Here is a 16,561-nt window from a genome sequence, read left to right as displayed (position 1 = left end):
TTTACTTCCTTCCGCCGCCCGTGCGTTTCACGGCGGCGTCAATCTCCTGCTGGAGGGTCTTCCCGTCCCCCGGAGCGGCCACTTTCTGGGCTTCTTCAAAGAGACTGCGGGCCTGGGCCGCTTGTCCGGTCTGCTCATAGAGACACCCCAGATGATACAGGAAGACGGCTTTGCGTGCGCCAAGTTCTACTGCTTTGCGCAGCACCGGTTCGGCCTGGGCATACTTCTTCGTGTTGCACAGGATCCACCCGTAGGTGTCCAGGATGTTGGGGTCCGCCGGCGCGAGGCGATACGCGCGGGCGCCGTAGTCCTCGGCCTTGGCGTAGTCCTTGAGATCTTCGCAGTTCATGTACGCCAGGTTGTTGAGCGACTGGAGATGGTTGGGATTGGCCGCGATGGCTTTCTCGTAGGCCTCGGCGGCCTTGGCGGAGCTCTTGATCTTCTCCGAGACCTGGTAGAGGGTGCCGATCTTGCACCACAGCTCGGCCTGCAGTGACTTGTCCGCCGTCAGCGCGAGGGCTTCCTGGAAGATCGCCACAGCCCCTTGGGGATCCTGCCCGGGTCCCTGCATCAACTCGCCCAGGCGCAGGCGGTATTCGGCACTCTTGGGGCACAGGCTTCGCCAGGCGATGAGTTTCTCCATGGAGTCCTTGCCGTAGGCGCGCGAAATCTCCGTCACGACCGCGGCGGTCTGTATTCCGGAGGTCTTCTGCAAGGCCAGCTTGAACTGGGCATCGGCCTGGGGGATCTGGTTCAGTCCCACCAGGGCTCTTCCGGTAAGGGTCGCCAGCATCGGCGCCATGGATTCTTTAGCGGCATAGGTCTTGGCGGCCTCGATCACCTGGTCGTATCGCTTGTCGTTGAGCAGAGCGGCCAGGTACATCTCGACGGCGCGATCGTTATCGGGGGCGAGTTTCAGAGCATTGACGATCTCGTCCATCGCCAGGTCCTTCTGCCCTCTCATGTTCAGAAGGGCGGCGCGTTCCAACCGTATCGCCGCGTCGTTGGGGTAATAGCCGACGGCTTCGTCGATCAGGCGCTGGGCCTTTTCCAGTTCTTTTCTGGCGACATAGAGGTTGATCAGACTACCGATGGCCTCGCGATGGCGGGGCTGCTGGTCCTTGACCACCAGCAAGGCGCCGATGGCGGCGTCCTGGTCGCCCATCGAGGCATAGACGCGGGCGATCTGCATGCCCAGGGCAGGATCGCGATTCATGCGCTGCGCCTCGGCCAGGTCCAGTTTAGCCCGCCCGACGTCGGGCAGGGCCTGGATCACCTGGGCCCTGTTGAGCAGCGCCTGGGCATTGTTGGGCTCCATGGACAGGACCTTGGTGAACATCTTCTCCGCTTGGTCATACTGGGCTTGCGTGCCCAGGATAGCGCCCTTGAGCATGTATCCGCCGGTGGCGTCGGCGTTGGCGGCGATGATCTTGTCGGCCTGGGCCAGCGCGGCAGGATAATCCTTCATTTCCATGTAAATCTGCGCCAGGTTCGAGCGGGTGGTTGCGTCGTCCTGGACTTTCAGCGAACGGTCCAGGAACTCGGCCGCCTTGGGCAGTTTCTTCTGCATCGCCATCACCTGGGCGATTTCCCGATAAGGCTGCGGGTTGTTGGGATCCAGATCCAGCGCCTTCTGATAGGCGGCGACCGCCAGGTCGAAGCTGTGCTGGGCCAGAAGCCGTCCATAGTCCAGGTAGGCCTTGACCTTTTCGCCGGCGGGCATCTGTTCGCTCAAGAGTGCGGCATAGATCGTGTCGACGTCGCCATAGCGTTTCTGGCGCACGAGGAACTCGCCCAGGACCGCCGTGCGATAGCGGCGGTCGAGAGTGGCGTTGTCGAAGACTCTGCGGTAGAGTTCCTCGGCCCGCTGGAGGCGGTTGTCCTGCTCGTACAGAACGGCCAGGCCCAGGATGTTCTTCATGTCGTCGGGCGCCGTGCGCAGGATCTGCTCGCGGCGGGAGATCAGTTCGGTCAGGGCATCTTTTCGGGTGTCGATGGACCGCGCCAGAACGCCCAGATAATTCTCGCGCACGTAGGGGTCATCCGGAGTCAACTCGTGCAGGCGTTCGATCCGCCGGCTGAACTCGTCGATGTTGCCGCGGGCCTGGGCGATCATCGCCAGCGACTTGATCGCCGAGGCAAAGGCCGGATCGTCCTTGACGCAGCGGTCGAATTCCGCCCAGCCTTTGTCCACCTGGTTGGTCTTCAGGTAGCACTGGCCCAGGTAGTCGCGCAGAACCAGGTTGTTGGGCTGGAGTTTCAGCGCGTCGACGTAGCAACTGATGGCCTGGTCGTACTGGTCGCGAAGGCGGGCCAGGTCGCCCAGAAAACGCAGACCGTTCAGCCCGTCGGCGTTGGAGGCCTTGGCCTTGGCGGCAATGCCCTCGGCCGCCGCCAAGTCGCCGGTGGCGGTAGCGGCCTGGAACTGCCGTCCCAGCACCTCGACGCTGCCGGGTTTGGCCGCATCGGCGGCCTTGAGATACTTCTCCCAGTCCGCCTTGTTCCCGGCGTTCTGGCTCAGGTCGGCCTTGGCGAGGTTCTTCTGGAATTCGTCGGTCACCTTGTCGAGCATCACCATCTGCGAGGCGAAGCGTTCGGAGACGGGAGCGTCGATCAACCTGAGGGCGGTCTTGAGCGACTCGTCCTTGGGATCGGCGGCGATGGCGTTCTGCAGCAACTGGCGGGCCTTGTCGCTCTGGCGGTTGAACATGTAGACGTCATAGAGCCTCGCCAGCACCATGCGGTTGGCGGGGGCTTTCTGATAGAGCTGTTCCAGCAGCGTCTGGGCCTCGAGCGGTTTCTGGTCGGCGTTGAGCGTTCGCACCCTCTCGAGCACATAAGCGACAGCGCGATCGGAAGGCTCGAACGAGGCGGGAAGCCCGCGCCCCTCGCTTCCGGCCAGGATCGCCTGAAGCAGATTCCTGGCCTCGCTGTTGGCCGGGTCGATCCGCAGGGCCCCCTCCAGCGAGACCCGCGCCTCCTTCTGGCGCTTGGTGTCCATCTGGATCTTGGCTTTCTGGATCAACCACTGCACGTTGTTGGGATCGGCCTTGAGCACTTCGTCGACGAGCGATTCGGCCTTGCCCCGCAGTTGCTGCATCATGTACACCCGCACCAGCGAGTTGACGGTCCGCATGTCGGGACTGCCCTTGACGCGGTTCTCGGGGTCTTCCTTGAACAGCGTGTGGGCCTGTTCGAGCAGCCCCGCCGCGTCGGCGAGGCGGTTTTCCATCAGGGCGATGCGCCCCGCCAGGCGGGCCCGCTCCTGAGGCTTGGCCGAGTTTTCAATCTCTTTGAGGCATTTCTTCGCCTCGGTCAACTGCGCGGACGTGTCGCCGGAAGTGAACTCGACATGATCCATCAACGCCATCCCCAGCATCGCCACCAGGGCGGGACGGGCTTTCTCAAGACTATACCGCTCTCGCTCCGCCGCCGAGGGTTGCGTGGCCGGGACGGCCGGTTTGGCCGGCAGTTTCCCCAGCGCCGCGTCAATCCTGGCGATGCCCTGTCGCAGCAAGGCGCAGGCTTCGTCGCGCTTCTGCTGCACGATGTAGACCCTGGCCAGTTCCGAATGGAGCTGCGGGTCATCCTGACTGGCTTTGAGCCCTTCCAGCAGGACGGTTACGGCTTTGGCGACAAGCGCCGGATCGGGCACGCGGCGGTTGTTCTGGGCCTCGGCCAACCAGAAGTTGGCCAGGGCAATGTAGGCTGTTGCCTTCTGCGGGTTTTCCTTGACGGTTACCTGCAGTTCCGTAAGGCAGTCATCGCTGCGATTGGTGTTCCGCAGGAACTGGGCGTATCCCACTCGCAGAAGCATGCGATTGGCGGGTTCCACGGAGCCAAAGGCTTCTTTGTACACCGCTTCAGCGGCGGCGTTGTCGCCCGCCCATTCGTAGAACTTGGCCAGTTCGCGGTAATACGATTCGTCTTTCAATATCGACAAGGCCTTGCGATAGGCGTCGACGGCCTTCTGAATCTCTTCCTTGTCACGCTTGTCGCCGGCCATCTGGCTGTGCGCGCGTCCCATCAGGAACCAGACTTCATGATCCTGGGGCGTCTGCTGCAGCAGGAGGCCGGCGTGGGTCAGAAACGACTGCCAGTCGGGTCCTTTACCGTCCCTGACGGCCTGGAGGGCCTGGCCCCAGTAGATGGTGCAAAGCATTTTTCGCGCTTCGACGTTCTGAGGGTCATCGCGAACCATCTTCACCAGCGTCTGAAAGCCTTCACTTCCTGCCGCATGGCGCTGCGTCTGGGTGACGCTGGGATCCGTGTCGATCTGGGGATTGTACCGGTAGAAGCACGCCTTGACCTTCTTCATACCCGCACGGTTGCGCTCCGCCGTCTGCGACGGATCGCGATACCAGACATACGCCTCGCGGAAGTCATCCATCGCCTGGCCGAACTTCCCGGCGGCCAGGGACTCGTCGCCCCGCTTCTCGGCGGCTACGGGGTCCTTGGGAAACAGGCGGTTCATGATCTTCTCGCGCCAGTGCCACGTCAGACCGGCCAACACCAGCACGATGATGCTTCCGAGGATAATCACGACCGTCTTGTTGATCTTCTTCTTCTTTGCCATGGTTCTTCCGATTGCTATGGACGCTGGGCGTCCGGATGCGTGTAGGCCTGGTCCATCCGATCGATGTCTTGCGGCGTGGGCAGCAGTTTGAGCACTTCCGGCATGGCCGCTGACAGAAAGGCTGCCGCGGCGGCGTCGGACTCGGCCGCATTGGCCGTAGCGCCCAACGGCGAAAACTGAATCTTCGCGAAGTAATTATGACGCACCCACGGGTACGACATCTCCGCTCGCACGACCAGGCGGTCGGTCTGCGGTTTTCCGTTGCACGAGAAGAGATAGTAGTCCACCCCGCTGCCGCGCAGACCGCTGTACTGCACCCGGTTGATCTCGACGTCCTTCTGCCAGGGCTGGGGCAGATGCGGAAAATCGAACGTAGCCTTGCCCTGCGTGTCCACGCTGGCCCCGCCGGCCTGGAGGCAAATCTCCGCCACGTGCGGAACCTGGTCGCGCGATCCGGTGTAGTAGCACACGTCCAGCCGCCAGTACCGGTAGGGATCCTGCGGCGAGGCGCTCTTGTTCTCGTAAATGCGCGAGACGTACCAACCGCTGCAGCGCTGGGGGTAGCGCTGCTCGTCCAAGGCGTTGCCGTACCCCAGCGCCTCGAGGTCCTTTTCCGAAAACACCAGTTCGCCGTCGGGATTGCCGTCTTTCTTACCCTGCGGCGAAAGCACCCCGTCCTCGGTAACCTTCACGTAGGAACCAAATGTGTCCGGCAGGCTCGTCAGGCGGAAGGAAGGATCCACCTCCACGCCCTTGGGCCAGACCACGGGCATTTTCACGATCCACCCCACGGCCGCCGTCGCGACCCACGTCAACGCCAGCACCGCCACCGCCACGCTGAAGTGACGGTTCGCCGAACACCACCGCCAGATCCCCGCCGGCGCGCCTGCCTGAGTTGTGCGGTTGGAGGTCAAGCGACTCCTCCCTGGGGCTGGTCGTCCGAGTCGTCGTCGGGCACGTCGATGAACAAGTGCCGCAACAGCCATCCCAGCCCCCAGAGCATGAGCATCGCCGGAATCAGCATCAGCATGCCCGTGAAGTCGTGCATGAAGCCCTTGCCCATCTCAGGCTTGTCGATGACGTGCATCAGGCACGTGATCACCACGCGGATGATGTTGCTGGCAATGGCGATCGGGACCGCCGCCAGCACCAGGACGATCCGCTGCCATAGCGGGCGGTCCGTCAGGTACGCCATGGCCACGCCCAAAGCCACGAACGCCATCAGCAGGCGCATGCCGCTGCAGGCTTCGGCCACCGTCAGCGGGTACGCCACGCCGGAAAGGCTGACGATGTTCAGATTGCTTTGATTGGAGACGATGTCTACCCCGAGCCATTGCAGCACCGTCGCCGACGCCGCGGCGGCGATGTTCTGCATATGCAGCGCCACGCTCCCGTAATACGCGTTGGGAATGGGCAGGGCGAAGAACAGGTACAGGATCGGCAGCCACGTCAGGCGGAGCATGGCGGTGCCCGCGACGTACCACACCAGCGCGCAGCCCATCAACAACATGCCCGTCTGGACGGCCCAGGGATTGGCGTAGTTGTATCCAGCCAGGGAGACCACCGCCGCCAGCAGCAAAGCCGGCAGGCCCCACAGGCAGGCTTTTCGCTCGGCCGAGACGATCTCGCCCCAGCGGCTGTAGAGAAGGAATACGCTGAACAGAGGGATGATGAACCCGTGCGACCAGTTCGGGTCGATGCGCCACTTGTAGAACAACTCGGGAAACTGCTTGAGGTTGATCGCCACCAGCAGGCCCGCGCCCAGGATGATCTTGGCCCAGACGCCTGACGCAAACGACGACACGGCGGACGACGCCTCCGAAGAAGCATCCTCCACCAGATCAGCGAGGCTCGCGCCTGCCGCACCCTGGGGCGTCGGGTCCGATGTCTGCGTCATTCTCCAGCAGCCTTACCAGCGAGTGAATCGCGTGCTGTCCAAACCAGTTGTCGGAATCGGGTTAAAGAAGTTTCGACTATACTCAAGCGTGCTCTGGATCTGGATCTGGGGCACCATGCCTCGAACCATGGCGTAGAATGGCACCGCCACGTGCGTGCCCACCGCCAGGATGTCGTTCGGCTTGAGGTAAATGTCGGGCTCCTCGCTTCTGAATATCTTTTCCAGGTTCACCGGAATCGCCTGTTCCTGGTTGCTGGCGACTCTCCTGAACAAGATCGAATTTTCAGGCCAACTCGCGCCGCCGAGATTGCCCGCGGCGGCAACGGCTTGCTTCAACGTCGTGCCTCTTCCGGTCAGGGCGTAGACGCCCGGCCGCGCCACTTCGCCCATCATGTAAAACTCGCCGGTCGCCGGGCTGGGGACGAATATGACGTCGTTGTCCCGGACGATGATGTTCATACTGGTGTTGATGCTCTGAAGTTCGTCCAATCTGATGGCAATAATTTCGGTCTGGTCGGCCCCGATGGCCGCGTCCCATCCGTAGGGGTCTCTCGCGACGGCTGGCGCACGCCCCACCGGGGCCGTCAGCGGCTGGCTCGCCGGCGCGGGAGCAGGCGCCTGTCCGGTCAACGCCTGGGCGGTCTTGGCGCCCAGGGCGCGGCTGAGAATCGTCTGCATGTCCGGATTGTTCCGCGCCTGCCCGGGGACGGGCATGGGCTTGGCCGGCGGGTCGAACGTGGCGACCCGCACCGGCGCGGCGGCGCTGTCGGGCTTGGCCGGTTGGACCGGCAGCTTGAGCGATTCCGGCAGCGGCAGCGGTCGCGCCGGGGCCGCGACTGCCGCGGCGAGGGCGGGTTGCGGCCGGGGCGCCTCTTTCGCCGGCGCCGCCGGAGGCGTTGCCTTGGCGGGCAGCACTGCGGCCTGGAGGGGCTTGCCCGGCGTCGCGACAATCGCCGCAGGGGGCTTGGGCGCGGTGGCGACGGGGTTGGGCTCGGGTTGGGCCACGTACAGCGGCACCTTCACCCATTGGCCGTCGCGGAAAGCATACTTCTGGCTCGCGGTGGATGATGCGTTGGTTCCCGAGGGCGCCGCCGACGTCACCGACAGGCGCAGGGGCTCTTCGCGCGGACCGAGGTCTTCTCGCTCTGGAACCCGTTGCGTACCCGGCGGGATAATCGGCAACGCATCTCTTAGCTTCTCAAAGGCCTGGCTCTGGGTGGCCGGTCGCGTGCCCTGACGACGAACCGATTCCTCCAGACCGCTCACCGGCGCTGTGGCCGGTTGGGTCCGCACAGGCGGCGTCGCCGGAGGGGCAACCAGCGGCGGAATGATCGGCGTCACAATCGGCGGCTGGGGTACCACCACCGGCGGCTGTGTCACCACCGGCGGCTGGGGAACGACCGGCGGCTGGGGTACCGTTACCGGCGGCTGCGGAACCACGACCGGGGGCGTGGGCGCCACCACCGGCGGGGCCGGAGCCAGGACTGCCGGAGCCGCAGCCGCCGCGGTCGCCTCGGCGGCGGGCTTCTGACGGATCACGTAAATGTATTCCACGCCCGGGATCGTCGGAATGCCGCCGCTGACGGCCAGCGCTTCCAGCAAATGAGTGTCCAGCCGCGTGAGGAAGAACTGCCCCTGGTTGGTCGATCCGACGCGGGTGAACCGGCTCTGCCGCCGCGCGACGACCTGGATCGACACCTTGGGATCGAGGATAATCTCCGGGCTGTATGCGCCCTTGATCTGCTCGCGAAGCTGGGCGCTGGTCAGGCCGTCGGCCTTGATGCGCTTGTCGATCAGCGGCAGGTCGATGAAGCCGTTGGGCGTGACCTCGCGCTGGAACGTGCTCTCCTGCCCTTGCACGAACAGGTCCATCACGCCGATGTTGAGCACGTCGGTGGGGCCGATGATATATTCCCGCTCGTCAAAAACGGAATCCGCCCGCTCCGGCGGTCGTGAGTTGGGCAGCAGACCCTCGACCGGATCCATCAGGCCCGTCGTGTCGGAGATCGCGGAGGTGACCTTGTGCTTGGGCTTGGCGATAACCTTGCTGGGGTCGAAGAACCGCGACCAGTCCACCTTGGTATACTCGCCGATTTCGGTGCTGCATCCGGCCAGCAGGCTCGCCGCCAGCATCACCGCCAGCAATGGGCGTGTCGCGTTGTTGGCTCCATCCACCATAGGTCTTTCCATGCGCGTCGCGCAAGCTCTTCCCAGGCGCGGCTGCAGCGCAGGGAAGGCACAACCCTCGATGTCCATTTCAACATCCTGATGCATCGGCAACTTTCGGATGCTTCCTTGACAAATACCGCCTGACCAAAAGACCAGAGGCTGACGGGGACGGGGAGTGCGGGATTACCGGGATTGGGAAAAGGATTAAGAGGATGGGATTTCAGAAACGGGAACCCGGCAACGGAACTGCGACACGTTTCGTCCTCGTCCTCGTCCTCGTCGTCGGTTTCTTCTTATCCAGACTCCGGGACGGGGAGTGCGGGATTAACGGGATTGGGAAAAGGATTAAGAGGATGGGATTTGGAGACGGGAACCCGGCAACGGGACACACGCACGCAGAGCAGCTTTCGTCCTCGTCCTCGTCCTCGTCGTCGGTTTCTTCTTATCCAGACCCCGGGGACGGGGAGTGCGGGATTACCGGGATTGGGAAAAGGATTAAGAGGATGGGGTTTTGGAAACATGAACCCGGCAACTGCGACGCACATGCAGAGGTCCAGAGGAGCTTTCGTCCTCGTCCTCGTCCTCGTCCTCGTCCTCGTCGTCGGTTTCTTCTTATCCAGACCCCGGGGACGGGGAGTGCGGGATTACCGGGATTGGGAAAAGGATTAAGAGGATGGGATTTTGGAAACGTGAACCGGCAACTGCGACGCACACGCAGAGGTCCAGAGGAGCTTTCGTCCTCGTCCTCGTCCTCGTCCTCGTCGTCGGTTTCTTCTTATCCAGACTCCGGAAGCGGGATTGCGGGATTACCGGGATTGGGAAAAGGATTAAGAGGATGGGATTTCGGAAACGGGAACCCGGCAACGGAACTGCGACGCACAGACGCAGGATTTTGGCCGATCCCGCCGCGATATCCCTCTTTCGTCCGAAGGACGTATATTCGTCAGCCCAGGGCACAGCGCAGCGCCGCCCTGGGTAATCACGGTCCTAACCGTTTTGAGCCCTGAAAGGGCGAAACACCATCGTGTGCCGCCCTTTCAGCATGGTGCGGCCGACCGGAGACCTTCAACTGACAGTCGTAATCCCACTCGGCGATGATCCGCCATTGAGGCCGTCGTACGAGAACCACGCCAGTTTCTCATCCGGCGGCGGCGTGCCGGTCGTTTCCAGGTCCCCGTCGCCATCGTCCTTCCAGACCTCCTTGAGCCGGTTCCAGGCGTCGTAGACGTAGTGATGCCCTTGCGGCTGGGCGCTGGAAGCCAGAGGCTCGGCCGTACGGCCGAGCGCGGCGGCCCCGGGCAGCGTCCAAAACGCCGCGCCCGCGGCTAGCTGAACCGATCTGTCTGCGATCTCAACCATTCATCATCTTTCACACGCCGACTGCCACTTCACCCGAAAAGGTTCCTGACCCCTTTGTTCCGAAGCCAATCCCTGCAGCCTCGACTCTGCCGTCGCGAGCGTCATCAAAGCCGCCGGCGTCAACCGCGTCTCCATCGGCGCCCAGCCGCTCGACGACCAGGAGCTGGCCACGCTGGGGCGGCCGCACAAAGCCGCCGATGTCGCCGCCGCCGTCGAGACCGTCCGCCGGGCCGGCATCGACAACGTCAGCCTCGACCTGATATACGGCATCCCCGGACAGACCCTCGCCTCGTGGCAGCGATCATTGACGGCCGCGATGGCGCTGCAACCCTCGCACATGAGTTGCTACGCCCTGAGCGTCGAGGAGGGCACGCCGCTGGCCGCCGACTTTGCCGCCGGCCGCCTGGCCCCCGCCGACGAACAGACGCAGAAGAACTGCTACTACGCCGCCATCGAGACCCTTGCGGCCGCGGGCCTGGAGCACTACGAGATCTCCAACTTCGCCCGCCCCGGCCGCCGCTGCCGCCACAACCTGACGTACTGGCACAACCGCCCGTACGTCGGCATCGGCCCAGCCGCCGCGAGCTACGTCGCCGGCACGCGCCGCACCAATGCTCCTGATCTCAATGCTTATCTGGCCGCGCTGGAAAATAGTAACCGTCCCGATTTTCCTCTGGCCGCACTGGAAAATAGTAACCGTCCGATTTTCCGGACTTGGACACCTACATTGCTGCTCTGGCTGGGGACATGGCGGCTGAAAAACGGCCGCCATGGCACCCACACTTGCCGCCTGGTGCATCTGAACGCCTCACCGGCCGCGCCGCCTACGCCGAAACGCTCATGCTGGGCCTGCGCCTGATCGAAGGCGTCAGCCGCAGCGAACTATCCGCGCGCTTCGGCGCCGATCCCGTCGAAGCTTTCCCCAACACCGTCGCTCGATACGCGTCACAGCGCGCCCTGGTGGTGACGGGCGAAACCATCCACCTCGCCGGCGAGTACCTCTTCGTCGCCGACACGATCCTGGCCGACATCATCACAGAGCCGACTTCGACCCGTTGAAAAGATGGAACTTCCTGTTAGTTTGACCGTCAAAATCAGGGTGCTTGCGAAAGGAGTGGTCAGATGAATGGGATGCCCTTGCAGACAAAGGCGAAATATGGGTGCGGCACAGTGCTGATTCTGCTCTTGGTATTGAACCAGGCGGCGATGGCGGCCGGGGGCGCAGCAGGCACAGACCACTACTTGTTAAGCAGCGAAGGAAGACTCATCCACCGCCTGAATACCAAGCCAGGCGATGCGGTCGATCCGGTGGCCGAGATGTATGCTCATGTTGAAAAAGAGGAGTTGACGGTCTTCCACTTCGATAATTCGCGGGCATGGCAGAAAAGAGCGCAGGGCGCCAAATGGGTATGCTTCGGCCCCCGCGCAATAATCGTGACAACAGAAACCGGCCTTGTCGGCTTTGCCAAGGACACCGGACGCGAGCTTTACAGGACCGATATACCGTGGGCGTCTTTGGCCGGTTCATGGTTTCCCAAACCGGATGAGGCGGGGCCTGACGCCGCCTTTGCGTATTTCGCTTACTGCACTCAGAGCAGTGAAAAGGTCGAGGGTGGAATGCTGCCGGTAATTGAGGGGCCGGTGACGCTCATCAAGATCAACATTGAGACCGGCCAGCGCGTCTGGATGGCCTCCTACATGTGGCCACGAAGAAATGACCGGATCCGTGGCGTTGAACCGGGAATCATTTTGGGCGACTCCTGTGTCTATTTTGATACCGCAATGGGCAAGCGTCTCACTGATCGCCCGCCGACGACCCGCGTCGCTGCGCCCAAGAACGCACCCGCCCCCGCCTCAGCCCCTGCGCTCTCGTTGCCGGCACAGACGTCAATCCTTATGTACACAGAAAACATAATTTTCGCCCTCGAGCGGAAGGGGCGAGCACCGAATACTTTGATCGCGTTTACACTCCAAGGCAAAGAGCAGTGGCGATGGCCGATTCCTCCTGCTGAAGGAATGGATGGTGAGAGCCTGCAAGTAGTCCGCTGCAAGTCGGCTTTTCTGGTCATCCAAAAGTGGTTCCGGGGCGAATGACAGCAGCCGCGGCATGGCCACAGCCCGAAACAGTAGCCGGCGAAGAAGTGCGCCCAACTGAACGATAATAAAGGGACAACTCATGGGCACGCACAGCAGATCGTCACGACATCATCTTGCCCCGCGCGACCCGGATGAGCGGCGGTTCTTTGACGAGCATGGCTACACCCCCGCGCCGCGGCTGGTGCAGTGGATGGCCACGCTGCGGTGCCCGCTGAGCTGCGGGCACTGCCTGGCCGCGGGCGATCACACGATGAGCGACATGCCCATCGAGACGGCGCTGCGACTGGTCGATGAGGCGGCCGATATGGGTGTCGGCGAGTTTCTGGTCACCGGCGGCGAGCCGTTGTGCCGGGCGGACCTTAGGCCGGTGCTCGAATGCCTGTCGCAGCGCCGCCTGCCGTGGAGCCTCAACACCGCGATCATGCCCGTCGGCGAACTGCGCGAGGCCATCGAGACCCATCCGCCGCGGTTCGCGGCTGTCAGCCTCGATGGGCCCAAGGACGTGCATGACTCCTTCCGCGGTCGCGGCGATTCGTTCGAGCAGGCGCTGGCGGCCATCCGCTTCTTCAGCGGCCTGGGCAATTGCCGCGTGGCCGCAGGCACCACGGTGACCACGCACAACTTCGCGGCCTTGGGCGAGACGTTTCGCCTGACCGTCGCCAGCGGGGCACACTCGTGGGGCATCCACCTGCCCGTGCCGCAGGGCCGCGCCGCCAAACGGCCAGACTTGTTCCTGTCCAAGAAGCAACTGGGCGACCTCATGCGTTTCGTCGCCCGCCGCCGAGCGTACTTCCCGGTGACGATGGCCGACGAGATCGGCTACACCGGCGACTGGGAACCGCAGCTTCGCGACAGCCCCTTCCGCTGCGGGGCCGGCATCGCACAGTGCGTCGTGCTGCCCGACGGCAGCGTCGTGCCCTGCACGACGCTGGATACCTTGACGGCGGCTGGCAACATTCACGACCGCCCGCTGGCGGAGATCTGGCGCGATGGTTTCTCGGCACTGCGCCACCGGCAAATGGAAGGCCGCTGCACCGCCTGCAAATACGCCCCCGCCTGCGGCGGAGGGTGCTGGCTGCAGCGGCGCAGCGGTACACACTGCTTCCGCTCGGTCTGGCATGTCGGCGCCGCCCTGAAGACCGCCGCTGGAATGGCCGTCTGCATGGGCGTGCTCCACGCCGCGGCGGCGGACGATCCGCCCAAGGCGCCGGCGCAGACCCGGCCCGCTGTGAAACAGCTCGTCAAAGGCGTGCAGGAAGCCTCGGCCATCGAACAGGCCATCGTGGCCTGGTATGCCATGCCGCTGGGCGGGTATTCTTACGACCGTCTTCCCCTGGCCGACCGCTCTGTTCCCGACGCCTTGGTGAGCGACCCGGCAGGAATCTTCCTGGCCCAGTACCGCCAGGGCCTGCTGCCAAAGGATGCCCCCGGTCTGGCGCAGGCTCTGGACAAGGCCGTGCAGACGCCGCAGCGGTCGCTGGCGTTTTCGGCCCTGATGTGGCGAGCACTGGCCGAGCACTGTCTGGCCGACGCGGCACCCCAGCAGCGCACGCCCGCCGACCGCAAAGCCCTGCGCGAAGCGATGGCCGCACTCGAGAAGACATCGCTCGCCTGGCGCAGCGAGATATTCGAAAAGAAGCTCGACCCGTACCTGGCGCGCGGCCGCTCGGGGCAGATATTCCAGTTCATGATGAGCAAGGCAATTCGGCCTGGCGAGCGAGAACTCAACGCCCAGAATCACCTGGCCAAAGACACTGCCATCGAGCGCTGGGGCGGGCCGCAGGACGAGGCCAAAGCCAACGCAACCCCGCCTGAGCCGCTAGAAGGCTACCTCGAGCGGCACCCATACGCCGAGGCCATGCGCCTGGAGGTGGCTGGTTCGTCGCGGGTCAACGCCTCGCGATTCAGCGCCTCAGGCCCCGCCCGCGGCGCCCCCAGCAGCATGGGCATCTTCGACATCATCGAAACCGGCGACGACGGGGCCGAAATGACCGTCCGCGACGCCGTCGGCAAGACCGCCTACACGGTAAAACTCCCGCCCAAAGCCGAGCTGACCTACGCTGATCTGCTGGGCCTGGTCTACCGCCAGAACGAACCCGCCCTCGACGCGGCCGCCAAGGAGCACCTCAAGAAGTTCGCCAACCGCCAACTGGGCCAGACCGCCCCGCTCCTCCTGCCGGCAATGCTGAAAACCCCACCCGGCCAGGCCCGCGCCTACGAAAAACAAATCTGGCTGGCGGACTTCTGGATGTTCTGAGGAGACAGTGCTATGAGAACCCAGACCATGCGGTATTGGCTCATCCTGACGCTGGCAGTCTGTATCACTTTCATTGCGCCGGGAATAACAAGAAAGAAGGCCACGCCACAGGATCTTTTTGAGCATAGTGCGGTGGTCTTTGAGGGGGCAATCACAGCCGTCGGCCAGTTGAGCGAGCACGTACGTGTGGAGGTTCCCACGAAAGCCACCGTGGTTAAGGTACTGAAAGGCAAGATCAAGACAGGGGAAGTCGCCCTGGGGCAATCATGGTCCGAATCGTCTTGAGCCCTGAAAGGGCGAAACGCCAATCGTGTGCCGCCCTTTCAGGGCTGGCACCGTGGAGGCGCCCTGACCCAGGGCTGCGTCCCTCGCTTCGCTCGCGACTTCGCCCTGGGCTGACGAATTGCAGGCCTTCGGCCCGCATGCCAAGCATCCGCTTATTTCTGGCCTGCAGTTCCGTCATCGACCCGTCGTACGCCGTCGCGCGGCCATACGCGTCGTAGTCGTACTGCGTTGTTTACTGATTTCCGGTGAGTGACCGACGGTTCATGTTCGACTGTGGCTTGGTCAGGATCAAGGGAACATGTCCGTGGCAGGTCGCGCGGCAAACGCGCGGGGCAAGCCCCGCCGCTAACAACAGCGCAACAACACTCTGGATAATCTGGGACGATTATTGCTTATTATGGTACCGGAAAGCACTGATCGAACTAGATTGAGGCAATAGTAATTGCTTACCTTCCCCGCAAACCGCTGTGAAAAGTACAACAAAGTACAAGGAAGTGCAGTGTCGGTCGCCAGGAATCGTCAGCGACCTCAGCGGCTCATGTCATGGTTTTGCCGGTGCAGTCGGCGCGGGCGCGGGTTCGGCGGCGTCGAAGGCTGGGCCGTCGAGGGTCAGTTCGATGATCGTGTCGATGGCGTCTTGATTTTCTTTGGGCAGTGAGATGCTCAGGCCTTTGTCGGTCTGCTCGACGGCGGCTTTGCCGCCGGTGAGGGCGGCACTGGCGGTGATCTTCTGCTTCAGAGCGGGCAGGGTCAGCTTACCCGCGGCCGGCCATTTCTGGATGTGCAGGAAGATCGTATTCTCACGGCAGGTGGCTGCGCCCCAGTCGGCCGGTTCGTACGGGCCGCCGCGGGTCTTGTAGATGCTCTTTCCGTACTGGCCCAGCCAGGCGCCCATCTTGCGGAGGATGGCGACTTCTTCTGCGATAATGTGCCCGTCGGGGTGCGGGCCGATGTTCAGCAGGAAGTTGCCGTCCGACCCCGCGCAGCGGATCAGCATGTTCATGCACTGCTCGTAGGTCATGTGCTTGGCATCCGGCCGCCACGACCAGCCCGTGCCCATCGGCACGGCGCTTTCCCAGGGCCGCAGGCGCTCGAAGTCGCCCACGCGGCGGGTCAGGCTTGAGAAATCGCCCCGCAGCCCGCAGCGGTCGTTGATCAGGCAGCCCGGCTGCAGTTCGTAAATTCGCTTGAACAGGTTGCGCCCGTCCCAGAACCCTTCGGGGTAAGGCCCGGCCGCGTCGAACCAGATCACGCCGATGGGGCCGTACTTGCCGCCGCAGAGCTCCTCGATCTGCTTGCGGATCTTGGCGGCGAACACCTTGTAGTTCTGCGTCATGAAGTCCCGGTCGTGCCAGTCGCGCTGCGAAAAGTACCACCCCAGCATGAGGCCCTTTTTCGCCGCGGCCTGCGAGAGCTCCTTCGCCGCGTCGCGCCCGAACGGGCAGTCTTTGGCGGTGCCCTTGTAATCGGTGATGGCCGTGTCCCAGTTGCAGAACCCGTCGTGGTGCTTGGTGACGAAGACCATGTACTTGGCCCCGCTGTCGGCAACGATCTTGGCCCACTCCTCGGCGTTGAACTTCTCGGCCTTGAACTTCTTGTAGAAGTTGTCGTACACGTCGGCGGGATAGTCGGCGAATCGTTTGTGGGTCTGTCGCGACCAGCTCAATTCCTTGCCGCCGACGGCGCCGGGGCCCCAATGCAGGAAGATGCCGAACTTCATGTCGCGCCAACGCTGGATGCCTTCGGCGGTGTTGCTGGCCGGGGGAATGATTGGCGCCGAGGCGCCTGCCGGTTGCGTCGCCGGCGCCGGTTCGCCGGCGGCAGCGGCCAGAGTAGCGGATAACATGATCGCGATCGATAGTGATAGTCTGATGGTCATGAAAGAATTAAACCCCCGCGAGCGTAAAAGGAACCGCGTCAG

At 63.4% G+C, this 16,561-nt stretch carries 11 protein-coding genes; 5 read left to right on the top strand and 6 right to left on the bottom strand.

Annotation, left to right across the window (positions count from 1 at the left end):
* Position 1: 1 nt before the first annotated feature.
* The 5 genes from ABFD92_05135 to ABFD92_05115 form a co-directional block, all read right to left on the bottom strand.
* The gene (locus ABFD92_05135) at positions 2–4,576 is read right to left on the bottom strand and encodes a tetratricopeptide repeat protein (protein MEN6503901.1); all 4,575 of its coding nucleotides are present in this window, start codon (positions 4,574–4,576) and stop codon (positions 2–4) included.
* A gap of 14 nt (positions 4,577–4,590) precedes the next feature.
* Entirely contained in the window at positions 4,591–5,490 is a 900-nt protein-coding gene (locus ABFD92_05130; GenBank protein MEN6503900.1) for a hypothetical protein, read from the bottom strand.
* Positions 5,487–6,473: an exosortase/archaeosortase family protein gene (locus ABFD92_05125; protein ID MEN6503899.1), complete on the bottom strand. Its 987-nt coding sequence runs from the start codon at positions 6,471–6,473 to the stop codon at positions 5,487–5,489. Before ABFD92_05125 ends, ABFD92_05130 begins: the two co-directional genes overlap by 4 nt.
* Positions 6,474–6,485: 12 nt before the next feature.
* Entirely contained in the window at positions 6,486–8,651 is a 2,166-nt protein-coding gene (locus ABFD92_05120) for a polysaccharide biosynthesis/export family protein (protein MEN6503898.1), read from the bottom strand.
* 1,056 nt (positions 8,652–9,707) lie between these two features.
* The gene (locus ABFD92_05115) at positions 9,708–10,001 is read right to left on the bottom strand and encodes a hypothetical protein (GenBank protein MEN6503897.1); all 294 of its coding nucleotides are present in this window, start codon (positions 9,999–10,001) and stop codon (positions 9,708–9,710) included.
* A gap of 316 nt (positions 10,002–10,317) precedes the next feature.
* Between ABFD92_05115 and ABFD92_05110 the strand changes: the two genes are divergently transcribed.
* The 5 genes from ABFD92_05110 (at position 10,318) to ABFD92_05090 (ending at position 14,640) form a co-directional block, all read left to right on the top strand.
* On the top strand, positions 10,318–10,860 hold the full coding sequence (locus ABFD92_05110; protein ID MEN6503896.1) for a hypothetical protein: 543 nt from the start codon (positions 10,318–10,320) through the stop codon (positions 10,858–10,860).
* The gene (locus tag ABFD92_05105) at positions 10,842–11,060 is read left to right on the top strand and encodes a hypothetical protein (GenBank protein ID MEN6503895.1); all 219 of its coding nucleotides are present in this window, start codon (positions 10,842–10,844) and stop codon (positions 11,058–11,060) included. The genes ABFD92_05110 and ABFD92_05105 overlap by 19 nt, the downstream gene beginning before the upstream one ends.
* A 63-nt stretch (positions 11,061–11,123) precedes the next feature.
* Positions 11,124–12,095 carry a hypothetical protein gene (locus ABFD92_05100; GenBank protein ID MEN6503894.1) on the top strand — a complete coding sequence of 324 codons (972 nt, stop codon included), beginning with the start codon at positions 11,124–11,126 and terminating at the stop codon, positions 12,093–12,095.
* An 82-nt stretch (positions 12,096–12,177) separates the two neighbouring features.
* A complete protein-coding gene (locus tag ABFD92_05095; GenBank protein ID MEN6503893.1) occupies positions 12,178–14,355 on the top strand; it encodes an SPASM domain-containing protein in 2,178 nt (725 codons plus the stop codon).
* 12 nt (positions 14,356–14,367) lie between these two features.
* Positions 14,368–14,640, top strand: coding sequence for a hypothetical protein (locus ABFD92_05090; GenBank protein MEN6503892.1), 273 nt, complete (start codon positions 14,368–14,370; stop codon positions 14,638–14,640).
* 541 nt (positions 14,641–15,181) lie between these two features.
* Here the strand turns inward: ABFD92_05090 and ABFD92_05085 are convergent.
* Complete coding sequence (locus ABFD92_05085) at positions 15,182–16,486, bottom strand: alpha-L-fucosidase (protein MEN6503891.1); 1,305 nt, start codon at positions 16,484–16,486, stop codon at positions 15,182–15,184.
* Positions 16,487–16,561 lie beyond the last annotated feature (75 nt).

The sequence above is a fragment of the Planctomycetaceae bacterium genome (assembly GCA_039680605.1).
Taxonomy (GTDB): Bacteria; Planctomycetota; Phycisphaerae; order SM23-33; family SM23-33; genus JAJFUU01.
This window is presented reverse-complemented; position numbering and strand designations above follow the sequence as displayed.